We start from the raw sequence: 17,936 nt of genomic DNA on the forward strand, positions 1-17,936 counted from the left end.
CGAACGATCCAGCCATTGCCGATTTGCGAGTCCTGCACCCAAAGGGATACTTTTTCAAGATACGGTTGGGTAACGACTCAAAGAGCATGAAAAGCTCGTGGGCAACCTCACTAAAATAACCTCGATTGCCCGCGAGGCTCTCACTTTATCGGAGTATGAAAAGGAATTTTCTGAAAATTTATCCGCTGAATTAATCCACCCCGATTCTGGGTTCAGAGACACTTCCAAAATAGACCAGAAGATCCCGTGCAGAAATTAATCCAACAATTTCCGGTCCATCACATACAACGAGATGGCGAACGCCTAAGTCACCCATCAAATCCAACGCATCGTGCGAAGTTTGGGCCAACTGAATAATAGGGAGAGGGGAGGTCATGAGACTCTCTACTTTGGTCGCATCCAGGTTTTTCTTGAGGCCAACGGCCTTATGGACAATAGCTGTATCAGTAATGATTCCAACTGGAATTCCTTTCCGTTCAACCAGCAAGCTCCCGATTCCTTCTGTCTGCATTTTTTCCGCCGCGTGAGTGATTGAAGAACCTTCAGGGATTGTTTTCAATTTCTTCTGCATAATTTGGACAATCATGTATTGTTCCCTTCTAAATGAAGTTTGTGATATTTTTGATTATACCAGTTTTCCCCATACCGTCACCGTACTTTATTCTTTCCAATCAAATGCCTATCAAGGAGGCAGGACGGGTCAACCTTGCAACGAAATTCAATTTCCAGACCCCAAAAAGCCTCGGAAGCGCTCAAGGTAAGACAAACCTCTTTCGATGATAATGGGCGAAATTTTTGGAAAAGCGTTTTTTAATTCGAAGCGGCTTCTTTAGCAATGACTCCATGCCCGGTATTTTACTCCACAATAACCCTCTTTTGAATCCCCCAAGACCCATGGTCTTGTAAATGCAGCTTTTGAGAGTCTCCAGATGTTACCCTATTTCTATGCATTCCGAACTCTCACAAAAAGCCCAAAGTGATCCAGAAGGGGAATCCAGGCCTTCACCCAAAAAAAGGATCCAAACCCAAATTCACCGACGTCAGAAAGCGAAGGCAGTTTCTCCATTGGAAGACGAGTGGAATGACCAATCTGATAACCCTCCTAATCTTCGAACTCCTTCGTCCGAGATGAAAAAATAGTAGTTATTCCGGTGTTTGTTGGATGATCGCCAGGGGGGCTGGCTTCCTTGACCATGATGTATGTGCGTAGTTCGAATTCAAGTCAGGCGTGGGATGAAAACCCGCCCCTAAATTTATATCTTTGGGTCTGTACCTCCACCGCTTCAAATTGTCCATTGTCCCCTGATTCTATCCGTGGCTTTTTCCACTAATTGGGCATTGGTCGGTCATAAAAACATTGCTCCTCCCACATTCCAGTTTCTGCGCCCAGCATACTAAACAGGATGAAATTTCTCCTCCTAGATTTCTTGTGATGATTGGAGAAGGAGTTTCGTTGGGAACGGGAATTTATAGCAAAAAAGATGAAATAGGCATATAATAACCAATAGGCATTTTTCTTAAGCAAAGTAACTTATGTTTGTAGCCATGGCTAATATAACCCAAAATTAAACTTAAGAAAGAAGGCCACGATAGTCTTACCTTTTTCTGAATTTAACAGAGGATAAATTGTGAATAAATGTATTGAACCCTGACTGAAGCAATAGAGGCCCAACGCCATTCTCGCTATAGTGGGAAGGAATTTGTCTCTTTTCACTTCGGTTCATCAGCATAGTAATGCTAATAAAACATTTTCAGAGCCATTCCCCGAATTTTTTTATGGCCTAAATTGGGATGAAATCTTATGAAAAGTTTCCATTCAATCTCGATTTTGAGTCCAGTTGGTCTAAATGGTCCATCAGTCCGTGGGTCTTTCGTTCCATTGATTCACAAAAAAATAGGGTGTTACGATGCCGGCCTCGGTAGAAGGCTTTGAATTGTAAACTATTTTTAGGGGAGTCCCCAGATGTCTGGCTCAGACCTTCTCCTTGAGTATCTGACTAAATACCTTCCTATCCTTATCTTCGTCGGCCTTGCTATGGGGTTTGGCCTGGTCACTCTTGTTCTTTCCCATCTGGTTCAACCTAAATATCCCGAACCGGAAAAACTTTCGACTTACGAATGTGGATCTGAACCATTTTCAGATTCACGAATGCCATTTCCGATTCGGTATTATGTTATTGCAATGCTGTTTGTGATTTTTGATATCGAGGTGATCTTCCTTTATCCTTGGGCCATTACGTTCAATCAGTTGGGCGTGATCGGTTTTATCGAAATGATGATATTCATTGGATTATTTGTCGTTGCGTATGTGTACGCTTGGCGCAAAGGGGCCTTGGAATGGGATTAATTCAAATTGGAAAGCCGCCAAAGGACGGGGAATTGGGAGTCATGACCCTTTCCCTGGAAAAAGTGGTGAACTGGGCGCGGAAAGGTTCTCTCTGGCCTATGACGTTCGGCCTCGCCTGCTGCGCCATTGAGATGATCGCGGCGGTGTCATCCCGTTATGATATTGACCGGTATGGTGCAGGAGTGTTCCGCGCCTCTCCCCGTCAATCTGATTTGATGATTGTGGCCGGAACCGTCTGTCGCAGGATGGCGCCGGTTATTCGCAAAATTTACGACCAGATGCCTGAGCCAAAATACGTGATATCTATGGGATCATGTGCCACATCCGGCAATATCTATGATAGTTATAGCGTGGTTCAAGGAGTCGACCGGTTCGTTCCCGTTGATATTTATGTGCCTGGTTGTCCTCCAACCCCGGAAGCATTGTTTGATGGGATTTTGAAATTGCAGGATCGAATCATGCAGAAACGGGTGTTCACCAAACAACCCGAACAGGTCAAAGTCTAAGGAAACCCACGAAACATTCATGCATCCGATCGCAGAAAAAATCCAAAGCCGATTTCCTGAAGGGTTTGTGGGGGCCAATGAATGGCGGGGAGACCTGACGGTTACCGTGAGGCGGGAAGCTTTGCATGAGGTCTGTTCATATATTCGAAAAGATCCTGACCTGGACTACGATTACATGGTACATGTTAGTTCAGTGGATTGGCCTGATGACGAAGAACGATTTGAAGTGGTCTATGAAGTGTACTCAATCCGGAAACGCCACCGTATCCGAATCAAAACCCGGGTTCCCGAACACGACTGTCTGGTTGATTCCATGACGGATCTTTGGATGGGAGCGGATTTCATGGAACGGGAAGTGTTTGACATGATGGGCATCCGGTTTAATCATCATCCTGACCTTCGCCGCATTTTGATGCCTGATGATTACACAGAAGGATATCCGCTTCGAAAAGATTTCCCCGTTCAGGGGAAAGGTTGGCGTGATACCTTTGATTTTTTAAACGACCCGACTTAGTTATCTGGTCCCTTGCCGGGAAAAGGCCAAAAGGTTTAGGTAGATATCATGAAGCTGGAAGATCAACGTACGACCGTCTACAAAGTCGATCCGAATAACCCGGAAACGGAGTCTTTGCCGACGCTTCGGACGGAAGAACTGCTATTAAACATGGGGCCACAACACCCGAGTACACACGGGGTATTAAAGGTCATTTTAGAGCTGGAGGGTGAGCGGATAGTAAAATCCACCCCGGTATTAGGCTTTCTTCATCGAGGAGTCGAAAAACTGGCTGAAGATGGGACATATCACCAGTTTATCCCTCATACGGATCGGCTGGATTATGTCTGCGCGATGTATAACAACTTCGCCTACTGTCGGGCAGTGGAAAAACTCATGGATATTACTGTTCCCGATCGAGCAGAGTATCTCCGGACTCTCGTGGCTGAAGTGCAGCGTATTATCGGCCATCTGTTCTGGTTGGGCACTCAGGCGCTGGATATCGGGGCGATGACCGTGTTCTTTTATACCTTTCGTGACCGGGAGATTCTGTTGGATTGGTTTGACGAATTATGTGGTGCCAGACTGACCACCAGTTGGTATCGCATTGGTGGCGTCGAACGGGACTTCACCCCTTCGTTGATAGACAAAGTCCAAAAGTTCCTGGACTACTTTCCTCCCAAGATTGAAGAATATGTAGTGTTTTTGGAAAAAAACCGCATCTGGTTAGCCCGGACACGCGGTGTGGCGGTAATCTCCGCAGAAGATGCCCTGAGTTTTGGATTGAGCGGTCCGACCTTGCGAGGATCCGGGGTTGATTATGATCTGCGGAAATATGAACCCTATAGTGCCTATCCTAAATGTGAATTTAGCGTGCCTGTGGGAAAAAATGGAGACACCTATGATCGGTACTGGATTCGGATTGAGGAAATGCGTGAAAGCGTCAAAATTGTTCAACAATGTTTGAATCAAATGAAACCGGGCCCGATCATGGCGGATGTGCCGAGTGTGACCTTGCCTCCTAAGGATAGGGTGTTCACAAATCTTGAGTCCATGATCCAGCAATTCAAGCTTTTTTCGCAGGGATTTGATGCGCCGGCCGGGGAAATCTATTGCGGAACGGAAGCCCATAAAGGCGAACTGGGATTTTATATCGTGAGTACGGGTGGAGGTCGGCCTTACCGTCTGAAAATTCGTGCTCCCTCCTTTATTCATATGGGCGCCTTCGATTATATGGCCAAAGGCTATATGATTGCCGATGCGGTCACGATTTTTGGCACGTACGATATTGTTATGGGGGAGTGTGATCGGTAGTGTTGTCTGCTGTACCATGCTTTGAAGCTATGTTGTTGGTTTTTTCTAGAAAAGGACATCAATGGGATTAAAGCCTGTCACCACGCCTGACGTCGAGGCGGCGACGATTGAACTCACCTTGGATGGCGAAGTCGTCCAGGCCAAGGAAGGAGTCTCCCTCTATGACGTCATTTCCAGCACGGGTAAAATTGTGCCCGCGATGTGTTACCACTATACTTTCGACCCCTTCGGATCCTGTGGAATGTGCCTTGTTCTTCAGGAGGGAAAGAAAGCACCTGTCCGGTCATGCACTGCGAAGGCCGCGGCCGGGATGGTCATCCAGACCGAAGGAGAAGATCTGTTTCTCGCCAGGAAAAAAGCGGTGGAGAAACATCTTTCCGTCCATCCGCTGGATTGTCCGGTGTGCGATGCCGATGGTCATTGCGAACTGCAGGACATGGCCTTTCAACATGGCGTAACCAACTTAGCCAACGCGAAGCAAAAAAATATTCCAGAAGATACACGCAGCCTGGTTCTTGATTTTAACATGAACCGCTGCATCGCCTGTGGAGAATGCATCAATATTTGCAAGGACGTACTACGAATTGATGCTTTGCAATTTATGAAAAAGGGCGGTTTTACTCAGGTGGTGGCGAAGGGTGATCAAGCCTTGGACTGTGAATTCTGCGGTGATTGCCTGGCGGTGTGTCCAGTTGGGGCCATCACCAATAAATTCTCAAAATATGCCTATAAACCCTGGCAGCTCAAAAAAACGACCACGACGTGCAATTATTGCGGCGACGGTTGCCAAATTTATGTGGAAACCAAAGATACGGAAGTTGTTCGGGTGACTTCCCCTCTTTCCTGGAAGAACAAATGGGGAGATCGGACAGATACGATAAATGGGCACGACGGAATCTGTGTGCGTGGCCGCTTTGGGTTTCAATTCATCGATAGTGCCACTCGCCTCAAAACCCCGTTGGTTCGTACCGAATCCGGATTGCAGCCATCCCCCTGGCTTGATGCCTTGGATATGGCCTCAGGGCGCTTAGCCCATGTCAAAGCGCAATATGGGGCGCAGGCAATTGCCGGGCTCATTACAGCCCGGTGTACCAACGAAGATCTGTATGTATTTCAAAAATTTATGCGATCGGTTATTGGCACGAATCATTTGGACAGCAGTGCCAGATATGGGCATCTGAATTTTGTCAGGGCCATAAAACATGCTTTGGGCCTTCATCGTATGATGAATACCTCGGAAGAGATTAATAAAGCGAAGGCAGTCCTCATCATTGGAGCCAACATTACAGAGACCAATCCGGTCGCGAGTTTGCGGGTGAAGTCGGCTATGGGGCTGTATAAGGCTCAAACTATTGTTGTGGATTCAATGCAAACCAATATCGCGAAATTGGCCTCTCACCCTATGATGGTGAAGCCAGGGACCGAGGGCCTGTTTATTCAAGGTCTAGTGAAGTCGGTCATGGATCAGGATTTGATCGACGAAGAAGCCACGTCGGCATTTCCAGAAGCCTTGAATTCACTAAGACAGGCTGTTGGTGTGCTCTCCCTTGAGAATGTTGCCAACCAGACCGGTGTGAATCCTGACCAAATCCATGAGGCTGCTCGAATTTTTGCAGAGGCGTCCCGGTCGATCATCATTTGCGGGGAGGGCATTCTCCGACATGCCGGAGGCTATCAACATATGTTGAATCTTATCGATCTGGCCTGGGTAACAGGAAAGCTCGGTCGAAAGGGATGCGGCATAAACACTTATACCGAGGAAGCCAATGAACAAGGAGCGGTTGATATGGGCGTCGCACCGGAGTTTCTTCCCGGTCCGGTTTCCTTCACTGATTCTCAAGCCCGGGAGACATTTGCTCGTATCTGGGGCAACAATCTTCCGGATGTTGACCGTGGAGCCAATCTCACGGAAATCCTTGACCGCTGTCAAATTGGTGAAATTAAGGCGCTCTATCTGGTTGGCGAAAATCCATTGGAGACCCTTCCCGCCTCCTATGATGTTACAAGTGCATTAGCGAAGTTGGAAGTTCTCATTTGCCAGGACCCCTTCATGACGGAAATCGCCAAAATGGCCCATGTCGTTTTTCCTGCTTCAACATTTGCGGAAAAAGACGGCACAGTGACCAATCAGGAGGGAAAGGTCCAATTTCTCCGTCCGGCTCTAGATTCTCTTGGCGAAAGTACTTTGGATTGGCACATTATGGTCGGAATGGCCAACGGGTTGGGCTCGCCCATGGAATACGAAACGACCCAGGATATTCAAAATGAAATCCGAAAAGTCCTACCGGGTTATTACAATCTGGGGAAGGTTGCCCACGAAGCTCCAGACCTTTCGGGATATTTCTCGAAGGCTTTTCCAGAGGAGGTTGCCTCGCGGTATTCCGTAGTGAGGAAGAGTCCCACTCAACGGACTTTTGCCTTACGCATGATTCAATTAATTTATCATTCGGGAAAACTTTCCACCCGGGCATCCGGCCTCATGGAAATTTCACCAAATTCGTCACGTCTTCGAATGAGCGCCCAGGACTTCAATGATCTTGGTCTGAGTGCTCATGATCGGGTGCGGATCACTTCAGAGCAGGGCGAAGTGGAGATGGGAGTGGAAGTGGATATGTCTATGATGTCAGGGACTTGTGCGGTTCCCGAACATTTCAATGATCCACCGGTGAAAGACCTGATGTCGCATCAGGTCGATCCTGTCACAGGGGTTCCCTATTTCAAGTTGACCTATGTTTCTATTGAAAAGGCCTGATCAGAAAGACCAGTCACCAGACAATGAGTAGGTCTAGCGAGACAAAAAAGTTTTTCGACGCCGTGCTGTTCAAAGAAATCTGGACTGCCATGAAGGTGACGTTTAAGCATATGCTGCATCGCCCTATCACCTTTCAATATCCACGGGAGAAACGAACGATTCCTGACGCCCATCGTGGCGCACTTTGCCTGCTACGCTATGAAGATGCGACAGAACGCTGTGTGGGTTGCGATTTGTGTGAAGCGGCTTGTCCTTCACGCTGTATTAAGGTTATCAGCGAAGAAGACAAAACTCTCCCCCTCCAACGGTATGCCTCCGAATTTTACATCGACATTACGAAGTGCGTGTTTTGTGGATACTGTGTCGAAGCCTGTCCGGTAAATGCCCTGGCGATGACGAAGGTCTATGAATTTTCGACTCATGATAAGAGGACCCTCCTCTTTGACAAGGCGCGGCTCTACCAAATTGGAGAGCGTCATATAGATGATGCCAAAAAGTACCTCTATGCTCATAACCAAGAGAAGGAAGGGGAGGAAGGCCGCGCCTACCGCTACCATTTCCCTGTTTCAATAAAAAGCACCCAGGAACCGTAGTTTCATCATGATATGGCTTCTTTTTGGATATTTTGCCACGGTAAGTGTCGTGGCAGGGGTTTTGACTGTGGCATTGCGAAATGCCGTGCATTGCGCTATGGCCTTGCTGACGCTCCTGCTCCATGTGGCGGGTCTGTTTGTCCTGTTGAATGCGGAATTCCTTTTTGCGGTGCAAATCATCGTGTATGCCGGAGCGATTCTTATTTTGTATCTTTTCGTGTTGATGTTGATGAATTTAAAAACGGAGGACCAGCATCTTCATAAAAAATATGCCCTCCTGTTGTTTGCCGGAATGGCAATTTTTGGAGAACTTCTGATTCTTTTGGTGCAATCTCCCTATGGAGGTGTGATTGGAACGGCGACGCCTGACCTCATCCTGCAAACGGGGCCCAGCCACGCCATTGGAATCACGATGTTTAGTGATTATTTGTTGCTTTTTGAAGTGATTGGGATTTTCCTGTTAGGGGCCGTGATTGGCGCAATCGTCCTTGCTAAAACACCGGCGAAGACTGACCCCCAAGAAGAACCCGTCGTTTCTTCCATGCCCTAAAGCCCGGTAACGATGATTCCCCTTTCTGCCTATGTGGCACTCAGCGCAATTTTGTTTATGACCGGACTCGTCGGCGTCCTGATCCGGAGGAATTTCATTGTCGTCCTGATGTCCGTGGAGATTATGTTGAACGCTGCCAATATCAATTTGGTGGCTTTTTCTCATTACCTTCATTCCATGTCAGGGCAAATGGCCGCACTCTTTATCATTGCCGTGGCCGCAGCGGAAGCCGCGGTAGGATTAGCGATTATCATTGTGGTGTTTCGTGGAAAAATGGCCACGAACGTCGATCAAATTAATATTTTGAAGTGGTAACGTGTTCGATCTGCTCGTTCTCCTGATTCCTCTTTTTCCTTTGCTGGCCGTATTGGCCAATGGGCTTTTGGGCTCTCGCTATTCTTCCGATCTGGCGGGGCGGCTGGCTTTTGGGTCTGTAGGCCTGTCGTTTCTGTGTGTACTCGGCGTCTTTGTTTCGTTTCTCGGAGATTCAACACCGCGCGAAGTCATTGCCTACTCCTGGATTTTCGGGGGAGATCTCTCCGTAAATCTTGCCTTTCTCATCGACCCGCTGACCGTCATTATGCTGTTAGTGGTGACCGGAGTCGGATTCCTCATCCATGTCTATTCTGTGGGCTATATGCATGGGGAAGAAGGCTTTACCCGCTTTTTCACCTATATGAACCTCTTCATGGTTTCCATGCTCTTGCTCGTCATGGGAAATAATTATGTGGTGTTGTTCATCGGGTGGGAGGGCGTGGGCCTCTGCTCCTACCTGTTGATCGGGTATTACTATGAAAAAGTCTCAGCGGGGAAGGCAGCGACCAAAGCCTTTGTCGTGAACCGGATTGGGGACGCCGGGTTTTTACTGGCAATATTTTTGATCTTTTCCCATTTCGGCACACTCGATTACACGGCGGTTATGGCCCAGGCAGCGACTCTTTCAACTGAAATGGCCACCGCAATCTCATTCTGTTTGTTGGTCGGCGCGATTGGCAAATCGGCGCAATTACCGTTGTACACATGGTTGCCGGATGCGATGGAAGGCCCAACTCCGGTGAGTGCGCTTATCCATGCAGCCACCATGGTCACAGCGGGCGTCTATATGGTGGTGAGAAACCATGCGATATTTGACATGGCGCCGATGGCTTTGGCCGCCGTGGGCATTGTTGGAGGCGTCACGGCATTGTTTGCGGCCACTATTGGATTGGTTCAAAACGATATTAAACGGGTGTTGGCCTATTCAACCGTCAGCCAGTTGGGCTATATGTTCCTGGCCTGTGGGGTGGGTGCCTATACTGCCGCGATTTTTCACCTGATGACCCATGCGTTTTTTAAGGCACTTTTATTCTTGTCGGCCGGTTCGGTGATTCATGCGTTGGGTGGGGAGCAAGACATCCGGAAAATGGGTGGACTGCATGACAAGATCCCGACGACCTATCGGGTGTTTCTGATCGGAACTCTCGCCATTGCGGGAATCCCTCCTCTTGCGGGGTTTTGGAGTAAAGATGAAATTATGGCCCATGCCTTTGTCCATGGCTATTATCACTTGTATCTTCTGGCGGCCGTTGGAGCGTTCTTGACCAGTTTTTATATGTTTAGGCTCACCTACCTCACATTCTATGGGTCCTCTCGGGTGGACCCACATGTGGCCCATCATATTCATGAATCCCCATCCATTATGACCGTTCCGCTCATGGTTTTGGCTGGCTTGGCTCTTTTGGGAGGCTTTCTTGGGGTACCGCCCGAACATGGCTGGTTCCATGGTTTTTTGCATGATGTGGCGACTCCGCTTGGTGCTGAGGCTCATGAGGTGGGATGGGGTATGCTGTTGGGCTTGATGAGTGTCGCCATTGCTATCGCATTGGGCGGTTGGGGTTTAGCTCATTACATGTATAGCATTCGTCCGCAGATGGCCAACGAATGGGCCGGAAAATTTCCGCGAGCCTACACCACTATTTTGAATAAATATTACGTCGATGAGATCTATGACTTCTTGATTGTGGAACCCTGTAAAAAGTTGGGGTTGCTATGGGACTGGCTTGATCGCCAGGTTCTCGACCGGTTTGTTGTCGGTATTGGCAAAGGAACCGACCTTAGCGCAGCAGCCATTACCTGGACTGAAAAGCACGTGATCTACGCCGGTTTGAATGTGGTGGGATATTCCAATCACCTTCTCTCGTGGTCGTGGCGAAAAATGCAAAGCGGTATGGTCCATCATTATGCGGCCATTATAGTCATTGGGCTGGCGCTGCTGATTCATCTTGTCCTGGTATGGTTTGTGGGATCTTCTGCCGCCGACATGTCCATACGGTAACTGAACATCATGCAAGAAGAATTACAATTTGGTTTCCCCATTCTGACCTTTCTAACCTTTTTCCCACTCGTGGGAGCATTGGTGATCTGGGCGCTGAAAGACCAGGATTTGATCCGCAAAGCTACGCTCGGTATTGCCAGCCTGGAAATGGTTGTTGCGTCGTTGATGTTATGGCGATTCATTCCTGAGACGGCAGCCATGCAGTTTGCCGAACGACATGAATGGATTCCCTTCTTAGGTATTAGCTACCACATGGCTGTCGACGGGATCAGCGTCCTCTTCGTAGGCCTGACCGCTTTCCTTATCCTGCTACTGGTCCTTTACGCCTGGGATACGGTTAAGACGCGTCCAAAAGCGTTTTACATGTGCCTGCTGGGAATGGAAGCCACGGTGATGGGGATTTTCGTCTCCATTGATTTGATCCTCTTTTTTGTGTTTTGGGAACTCATGCTTATTCCCAGTTATTTCTTGATTAAACTCTGGGGCCCTGGAGAACAGCGCCACTATGCGGCGCTGAAGTACGTGCTCTATACCCTTTTAGGGAGCGTGTTCATGCTCGTCGGGTTTTGTCTGATGAGTTTGAACTATTTCGAAGCAAAACAGTTGTATAGTTTTGATTTACTTGACTTGCTGGCGGTTCAGATTCCTCTTAGTCAGCAACTGCTGATTTTTTGGTTGGTATTTATGGGGCTGGCCTTTAAGGCTCCGATCTTTCCTTTTCATTCCTGGTTACCCGATGCCCTGGTGCAAGGGCCGATCCCCATGTCGGTCATGCTGGCCGGGATCAAACTTGGCACATACGGCTTTCTCCGTTTTTCCTTCCCTCTACTCCCCGATGCCTCTCAGCACAGCACAGTGGTGGCTATCCTCATGACTATGGGGTTGGCGGCCATTGTCTACGGAGCCATTGTCGCCATCATCCAGCCTGACTTCCGACGCCTGCTGGTGTTTAGCAGCATCAGCCATTTGGGCTTTGTGGTCGTTGGCATGTTTGCCCTGAATTTCCAAGGAATACAAGGCAGCCTGATAACCATGATTAATTTGGGATTTAGTACGGCGGGATTATTCTTCCTGGCCGGCTTTATCTATGAACGTCTGGGTCATAATGACGTACGACGATACAGTGGGTTGGCGAAAAAGATGCCGCTTCTCGCCACCTTTATGCTCATCATTGGGATGGCCTCAATTGGGTTGCCGGGAACCAACGGGTTTATAGGGGAATTCTTGATTTTATTGGGAGTCTTTCAAGCCTGGTGGCTCTATGGAGCCATTGCGGTCACCGGGATCATTTTTGCTGCAGCATACTTTTTGTGGTTTTATGAGCGGTCTATCTTTGGACCACTGAAAGACAGCGTGCCGGCAGCCATTAAAGATTTAAATAGCCGTGAATGGGCGATTGGGGTGGCATTGTCGGTTATGATTTTTTGGATCGGAATTTATCCTTCCCCGTTCCTGCGGATGGTCAATGGATCGGTGCAGGAAGTGGTTGATCGGTTGCATCCTGGAATGGCGACGGCTCATCATCGTGATGCTCTTTTATCCGCTGAGTTTACCGGGAACTAAATATTATGGGTGAATATTCCTTACTCATCATACTCTTTGCGCCTTTTTTCGGCGCCATTGCATTGATGTTCGTTCCTCGGCAGGAAGCCATCCTGGTGCGAATGACGGCGGCGATTTCTGCGGGTATTTCCCTTCTGGCCTCATTCTATATCTTTTTAGCCTACGACACGACGAAGGGTGGATTTCAATTTGTTCAACGGTATGTCTGGTCTGAAGAATTAGGAATTGCCTTTTACCTCGGGGTGGATGGAATCGGCGGCCCACTGGTCTTTGCCTCCGCAATCTTGTTGTTTGCGGGCATCTTTGTTTCGTGGCACATCAAGGACCGGACCAAAGAGTTCTACATGTTCCTCCTGATCCTTGCGGCCGCGACCATTGGGGTTTTCATGTCGTTGGACCTCTTTTTCCTCTATTTCTTCTATGAAATGTCGGTGTTGCCCATGTATTTATTACTGGGCCTGTGGGGAAGTCATACCAAGGGGTATCTCGCCATGACCAATCCCGAAGAGCGAAAGCTTCGGGATTCCATAGGATTTATTTTCAACTTTGGATCCAACAGCAAAGAATACGCAGCCATGAAACTGGTCCTGTTCCTGTCTGCGGGGGCGGTGATGGCCTTGATGGGGATCCTGCTCATTTACCATCTTTCCGGTCTCCACACCTTTGACATTGTGGTGTTGCGTGAACAGGCTCATTTTTCTGACAACGTCGCCACGCTAATTTGGTTTCTGATCTTTTTTGGATTTGCCTCTATCGCCCCGATATGGCCCTTGCATTCCTGGTCCCCCGTCGGGCATGCCGCTGCACCGGCAGCAACCAGCATGCTGCATGCTGGTGTGTTAATGAAACTCGGGCATTTTTCGATTATTCGTGTGGCCTTTGAAATCTTGCCCGATGCGACGCGCGAGTGGATGTGGGTGGCGGCTGTCCTTTGTGTTTTTTCCATCGTCTATGGGGGACTGGTGTCTTATTTCGCCAAAGACACCAAATACGTCATTGGTTATTCCAGCTCCAGCCATATGGGTTATATATTTCTGGGCATGGCCGCATTGAGTTACATCAGTCTATCCGGAGCCGTTATTTATATGTTTGCCCATGCCCTGGCCACCAGCATGTTGTTTGCCATGGCTGGCTGGGTGTACGACCAAACCCATTCACGAGACATTCCCTCTTTGGGCGGTCTCGTTGAGAAGATGCCGTTTATTGCCGGAGCCTTTATTGTCGGCTGTATGGCCTCCATCGGCATGCCGGGCACGATAAATTTCATTGCTGAAATTATGATTATTGTGGGGAGTTGGGATAAATATCCTTTCCAGGTTCTCGTGGCTGTGCTCGGCATCGTTCTGACCCTTGCGTATATGTTCAAAATGATGCGAGGGCTGTTTTACGGAAAATTAGATCCTGAATATGCCCATGCCAGTGATGCCAGACATTGGGTGGATCGCATGCCCTTGCTTCTTTTAATAGTCTGTAGCATTACCCTTGGGATTTTCCCCGGGCATTTTTATGAAGTGGTACGGTCAACGGTTGAACCCATGGTAGACCGCATTAATCATGTGGCCCCACTCATAACCCAAAGCACCAAAGGCTTTTTGCCCTAAGCACTATACCATTGAACCTTCTGATGACTTTCTAAATACTTGCAATGACCTTTCAACTTGACCTTTCCGTCGCTGATCTGCTCCTGCTTCTGCCTGAGATCTTTCTCACGTTGTGGTTGAGCCTCCTTCTTGCCATGGATTTTTCGCTGAAACGCTTGACCCACCAACAATTGGCCTATCTGAGTATTGCGGGGATGGCGGTCACCGGTTTGATCCTTTTGGGATTTGATCAAGCCGGAACCACAGGCGCCTTGTTTAAAAACATGTTCGTGCTGGATCAGATGGCCATTGTCTTTAAGCTCATTATTGTGGGCGCCACGGTCCTTGTTCTATTTATGTCGATGGATTCTGTGCAGGACTTCAAGTTTTTCCGAGGCGAGTATTATGTCATGGTCGTCATGTCGGCCCTGGGCATGATGTTCATGGTTTCGTCCAATGATCTTCTCTCCGTCTTTGTCACCCTGGAATTTTCAACTTTTGGATTTTATGTGCTGGTCGCCTATCTCAGAGATGACCAACGCTCATCGGAAGCCGGACTCAAGTTTTTCATTTTAGGGATATTTGCGGCGGGATTATTGGCCTATGGCATCAGTTTGGTCTATGGCGAAACCGGGACCTTGATTTTCTCTGAAATGACCAGCACTCCTGGAAGTTATGGGTTAGCGATTGGCTACATTTTGATTTTTGCCGCTCTGGGATTCAAAATCGGCGCAGTCCCTTTTCATGCCTGGATTCCTGACACCTATCAAGGTGCGCCGACTCCTGTCACGGCCTTTCTCTCCATTGCGCCGAAGGCTGCAGCATTGGCTATCCTTATCCGGATGTTTTATGTGTCTTTGGCTTCATTCAAGCCGATGTGGGCGTTGTTATTTGTTGTCGCATCCATTTTCTCGATGACCTACGGCAATATCGTGGCCATTGCCCAAAAGAATATTAAGCGACTGTTGGCCTATTCCGGCATTGCCCAAATCGGAAATATCATGATCGGATTAGCCGCAGGGACGAAACAAGGCAGCGATGCGATCATGTTTTTTCTCCTGACATATCTTTTTGCGAATTTGGGAGCATTTGCGGTCATCATTGCCGTCAGTCAGGTCATGAAAAGCGACGAAATAGAAGATTACAATGGTCTGAATCGACGCTCCCCATTCTTGGCTGCGGCCATGTTGCTCTTCCTGTTATCGCTGGCTGGAGTTCCTCCGCTTGCCGGGTTTATCGGTAAAATCTATTTATTTATTGCGGCAATGAAGGAAGAGCTGTATACGCTCCTGGTTGTGGGACTGATCAATATCGTCATCTCCATGTACTACTATCTGATTGTCGTTAAAAAAATGTACATCAACGAACCCACTGATCCTTCGCCAATTCATGCGTCCATGCCGATCAAAGTTGCGGTGTACGTCGGTATTGCCGGAACTGTGCTGTTGGGTGTGTACCCCGGCCCGTTTATTGACTGGGTCGTCGGTGCCTCCCTCATGTTCTCCAATATTGCAGGCCCCACCGCGGCCGCCTCTCTTCTTCCCGGCGGATAATCGCTAGCGTGTTGTTTTCGCCTTCCTCCTCCTTCCCTGATTGACGAGCGCAATCACTTTTCCAATATTTCCCCATGACCTCCTTGAGAGGAAATAATGTGAGTCGGGGGTGAGGATATTGATGAAGTATTGCGAAAATGGAAATCCGGTGGAGTTACATTCGCCAGGAAAGGATGGTTTCCAGGGGATTGAGTCCATTGAGTTGCCAAATGGCCCCGAACACAACGGATAAGGTCACAATCACCAGGAGGATTAGACCTATGAGGATCGAATTTCTTTTGCTACGCGGAAAACGGGGGGGAGCGACTTTCTGTGAACCCGATGGGTCTTGCCACAATGCAGAGGGTCTTCGGGGTCCTAGAAGTGCTGTGGTTTTTCGGAGAGGTTCCACTTGACGTTCTCGTGGGTCTTTTGGGGCTACCGGTTTCCTTGGTGTGAATGAGGGTGTCTTAGCTTGTGACTTGTCATCTGTCTTTACCGATGTGGGAACTTTTCTGGTATGGATATAGGATGCTCGGCAGTGCGGACAGACCAGTGTTTCCTGGATTGATTCCCCATTGTCCTCCTGGTGCACCTGTCCTCCCGTTAGTGCCACCCGGCAATATGGGCAAGCGGGGGCGTCCGGCGAGACCAAACCGTGACATTGTGGACAGGTATGTAGGCCGGCTGCACGCTCCTCCTCCAATGCGTGTTTCCCAGGAGAAGGGAAAGCGCATTGAGGACATGCCCGAGCTTCGGTCGAGACCTCTTTGTGACATTCAGGGCAGGGAACAAGGGCCATGGAGTGAATTTCCGTTCTCGCTATATCACACGTTTTTCGAACATACTTCGTAAAGACACAGTCAATCCCTAGAAACTTTGCCTAATTTTATGAGTAAATGCAGGGGAGTCCTTCTCCTCCTTGAACCAATTCAGAGATAAAGTGGTGGGTCCAACTTTCAGCTATTCTCTCTTATCTGATTTGGTCTTCTCAAGGGAGGGGGATTTTTTTTAAATCCGGTCTCCTCATCTCATTCTGTGTTCTCTTTCCTGGCTAAAATGTGTAACATTTATCGGCATGTCAGGACAGGATAATCAGAGTGTGAGCTCTTGTCCCAGGATGAGAGGATGCAAGGAACGAACAGGATTACTCAAATTTTCATGAGGGTACTATGGCCAATGAAACAGAAGAGCAAAATCATTCTATCACGCAGACTGTCAGTCAACGCTATGCCAAAGCGGTGACCAACGGTGAGCAGCTGTGTTGCCCGACCGGGTATAATCATGAGGATTTGGGCCAATTTATTCCGGAACCGGTCTTGAAGGTGTCCTATGGCTGCGGAACGCCGGTTGGCCTTTCCACTGTTCAACAGGGAGAAGTTGTTTTGGACATTGGTTCGGGGGGGGGGATCGACTGCTTTGAAGCGTCCAGGAAAGTCGGGGCCCAAGGCCGTGTCATTGGAATTGATATGACCGATGAAATGTTGGCGTTGGCCCGTACGCATGCCCCAATGGTTGCCAAAAATCTGGGTTATCCGGAGCCGAATGTGGATTTTCGAAAGGGCTTTGCCGACGCCATGCCGGTGGATGACGATCAGGTGGATCTCATTGTCTCGAATTGTGTCATTAATCTCGCTCCGGATAAGGGGAAGGTCTTTCAGGAAATGTATCGCGTGCTTCGACCTGGTGGGCGGTTCACCATTTCCGATATTGTTGCCGACCAACCCATTCCGAATTACTTAATCTATGACAAGGCCAAATGGGGCGATTGTTTGTCCGGCGCCCTCACCATCAAAGACTATTGGGGCGGGCTTTGGGACGCCGGCTTCAAAGGAGTTCATCTGGTTAATCACATTCCATGGAGAGTGATTGACGGGATCCAGTTCCTCTCTGTGACGCTTACCGGATATAAACTGGCTTCGGCATCGACAACGCCCTTTTCAACCTTTGCGACCCTCACCGGACCGTTCTCTCAAGTGGTCGATGACCTGGGTTCAACATTTACCCGAGGCCATCCTCAGCAAATCAACGAACGGACGGCTGCATTATTGGCGTTAGCTCCCTATCAAGACCTGTTCATTATTGACGAGAAACCGGTGGCTCTGGCGGTTCAAGATCCCCGCATGCGGGCCGTCTATCCCGACGAAGCGCCTTGTGTCTGGGAGGGACAGTTTGCCGTATTGACCGGACCGTTCCTAGCGGTCTGTGACGACGACCACCATACGTATCAATGTGGTGAGCCGATAGAAATTTGTTCGAAAACATACAAGGTCCTCCAGACCGATTCTTATCAACCCTATTTTGCAACTATCAATCGATCCAGGGATGGGGTGCATTCCGAACCTGTCATTTGCGGAACTTCGGAGGGGTGTTGTTAAGAACGGTGTGAAGT

14 protein-coding genes are annotated in these 17,936 nt (G+C 48.6%); 13 read left to right on the plus strand and 1 reads right to left on the minus strand.

The window, feature by feature from the left end:
* Window positions 1-190 precede the first annotated feature (190 nt).
* Window positions 191-586, minus strand: coding sequence for a CBS domain-containing protein (locus PJI16_00530; protein ID MDT3776045.1), 396 nt, complete (start codon window positions 584-586; stop codon window positions 191-193).
* Window positions 587-1,963: 1,377 nt separating this feature from the next.
* Here PJI16_00530 and PJI16_00535 point away from each other — a divergent pair.
* The 13 genes from PJI16_00535 to PJI16_00595 all read left to right on the plus strand — a co-directional run bounded on the left by PJI16_00535 (window position 1,964) and on the right by PJI16_00595 (window position 17,922).
* Window positions 1,964-2,347, plus strand: a complete 384-nt coding sequence (locus tag PJI16_00535) for an NADH-quinone oxidoreductase subunit A (GenBank protein MDT3776046.1) — start codon at window positions 1,964-1,966, stop codon at window positions 2,345-2,347.
* Entirely contained in the window at window positions 2,338-2,853 is a 516-nt protein-coding gene (locus PJI16_00540; GenBank protein ID MDT3776047.1) for an NADH-quinone oxidoreductase subunit B, read from the plus strand. The genes PJI16_00535 and PJI16_00540 overlap by 10 nt, the downstream gene beginning before the upstream one ends.
* 19 nt (window positions 2,854-2,872) lie before the next feature.
* Window positions 2,873-3,367 carry an NADH-quinone oxidoreductase subunit C gene (locus PJI16_00545; GenBank protein MDT3776048.1) on the plus strand — a complete coding sequence of 165 codons (495 nt, stop codon included), beginning with the start codon at window positions 2,873-2,875 and terminating at the stop codon, window positions 3,365-3,367.
* Between the two features lie 45 nt (window positions 3,368-3,412).
* Window positions 3,413-4,660: an NADH dehydrogenase (quinone) subunit D gene (gene nuoD / locus PJI16_00550; GenBank protein MDT3776049.1), complete on the plus strand. Its 1,248-nt coding sequence runs from the start codon at window positions 3,413-3,415 to the stop codon at window positions 4,658-4,660.
* 61 nt (window positions 4,661-4,721) lie between these two features.
* A complete protein-coding gene (locus PJI16_00555; protein ID MDT3776050.1) occupies window positions 4,722-7,412 on the plus strand; it encodes a molybdopterin-dependent oxidoreductase in 2,691 nt (896 codons plus the stop codon).
* A 23-nt stretch (window positions 7,413-7,435) separates the two neighbouring features.
* Entirely contained in the window at window positions 7,436-8,005 is a 570-nt protein-coding gene (gene nuoI / locus PJI16_00560) for an NADH-quinone oxidoreductase subunit NuoI (protein ID MDT3776051.1), read from the plus strand.
* Window positions 8,006-8,012: 7 nt separating this feature from the next.
* Entirely contained in the window at window positions 8,013-8,555 is a 543-nt protein-coding gene (locus PJI16_00565; protein ID MDT3776052.1) for an NADH-quinone oxidoreductase subunit J, read from the plus strand.
* 12 nt (window positions 8,556-8,567) lie between these two features.
* Window positions 8,568-8,870: an NADH-quinone oxidoreductase subunit NuoK gene (gene nuoK / locus PJI16_00570; GenBank protein MDT3776053.1), complete on the plus strand. Its 303-nt coding sequence runs from the start codon at window positions 8,568-8,570 to the stop codon at window positions 8,868-8,870.
* 1 nt (window position 8,871) lies between these two features.
* Entirely contained in the window at window positions 8,872-10,869 is a 1,998-nt protein-coding gene (gene nuoL, locus PJI16_00575) for an NADH-quinone oxidoreductase subunit L (GenBank protein MDT3776054.1), read from the plus strand.
* A gap of 9 nt (window positions 10,870-10,878) precedes the next feature.
* Complete coding sequence (locus PJI16_00580; GenBank protein ID MDT3776055.1) at window positions 10,879-12,432, plus strand: NADH-quinone oxidoreductase subunit M; 1,554 nt, start codon at window positions 10,879-10,881, stop codon at window positions 12,430-12,432.
* Between the two features lie 5 nt (window positions 12,433-12,437).
* On the plus strand, window positions 12,438-14,033 hold the full coding sequence (locus tag PJI16_00585; GenBank protein ID MDT3776056.1) for an NADH-quinone oxidoreductase subunit M: 1,596 nt from the start codon (window positions 12,438-12,440) through the stop codon (window positions 14,031-14,033).
* Between the two features lie 44 nt (window positions 14,034-14,077).
* Window positions 14,078-15,565, plus strand: a complete 1,488-nt coding sequence (locus PJI16_00590) for an NADH-quinone oxidoreductase subunit N (protein ID MDT3776057.1) — start codon at window positions 14,078-14,080, stop codon at window positions 15,563-15,565.
* Between the two features lie 1,151 nt (window positions 15,566-16,716).
* Window positions 16,717-17,922, plus strand: a complete 1,206-nt coding sequence (locus tag PJI16_00595; GenBank protein MDT3776058.1) for a methyltransferase domain-containing protein — start codon at window positions 16,717-16,719, stop codon at window positions 17,920-17,922.
* The last annotated feature ends 14 nt before the right edge of the window (window positions 17,923-17,936 follow it).

The organism is Nitrospira sp. MA-1, from assembly GCA_032139905.1.
Taxonomy (GTDB): Bacteria; Nitrospirota; Nitrospiria; order Nitrospirales; family UBA8639; genus Nitrospira_E.

Excerpts from the sequence above, each read along its gene's own strand:
- PJI16_00530 (MDT3776045.1), bottom strand. The coding sequence starts at position 586 with ATGATTGTCCAAATTATGCAGAAGAAATTGAAAACAATCCCTGAAGGT.
- PJI16_00535 (MDT3776046.1), top strand. The coding sequence starts at position 1,964 with ATGTCTGGCTCAGACCTTCTCCTTGAGTATCTGACTAAATACCTTCCT.
- PJI16_00540 (MDT3776047.1), top strand. The coding sequence starts at position 2,338 with ATGGGATTAATTCAAATTGGAAAGCCGCCAAAGGACGGGGAATTGGGA.
- PJI16_00545 (MDT3776048.1), top strand. The coding sequence starts at position 2,873 with ATGCATCCGATCGCAGAAAAAATCCAAAGCCGATTTCCTGAAGGGTTT.
- PJI16_00555 (MDT3776050.1), top strand. The coding sequence starts at position 4,722 with ATGGGATTAAAGCCTGTCACCACGCCTGACGTCGAGGCGGCGACGATT.
- nuoI (MDT3776051.1), top strand. The coding sequence starts at position 7,436 with ATGAGTAGGTCTAGCGAGACAAAAAAGTTTTTCGACGCCGTGCTGTTC.
- PJI16_00565 (MDT3776052.1), top strand. The coding sequence starts at position 8,013 with ATGATATGGCTTCTTTTTGGATATTTTGCCACGGTAAGTGTCGTGGCA.
- nuoK (MDT3776053.1), top strand. The coding sequence starts at position 8,568 with ATGATTCCCCTTTCTGCCTATGTGGCACTCAGCGCAATTTTGTTTATG.
- PJI16_00580 (MDT3776055.1), top strand. The coding sequence starts at position 10,879 with ATGCAAGAAGAATTACAATTTGGTTTCCCCATTCTGACCTTTCTAACC.
- PJI16_00585 (MDT3776056.1), top strand. The coding sequence starts at position 12,438 with ATGGGTGAATATTCCTTACTCATCATACTCTTTGCGCCTTTTTTCGGC.
- PJI16_00590 (MDT3776057.1), top strand. The coding sequence starts at position 14,078 with ATGACCTTTCAACTTGACCTTTCCGTCGCTGATCTGCTCCTGCTTCTG.
- PJI16_00595 (MDT3776058.1), top strand. The coding sequence starts at position 16,717 with ATGGCCAATGAAACAGAAGAGCAAAATCATTCTATCACGCAGACTGTC.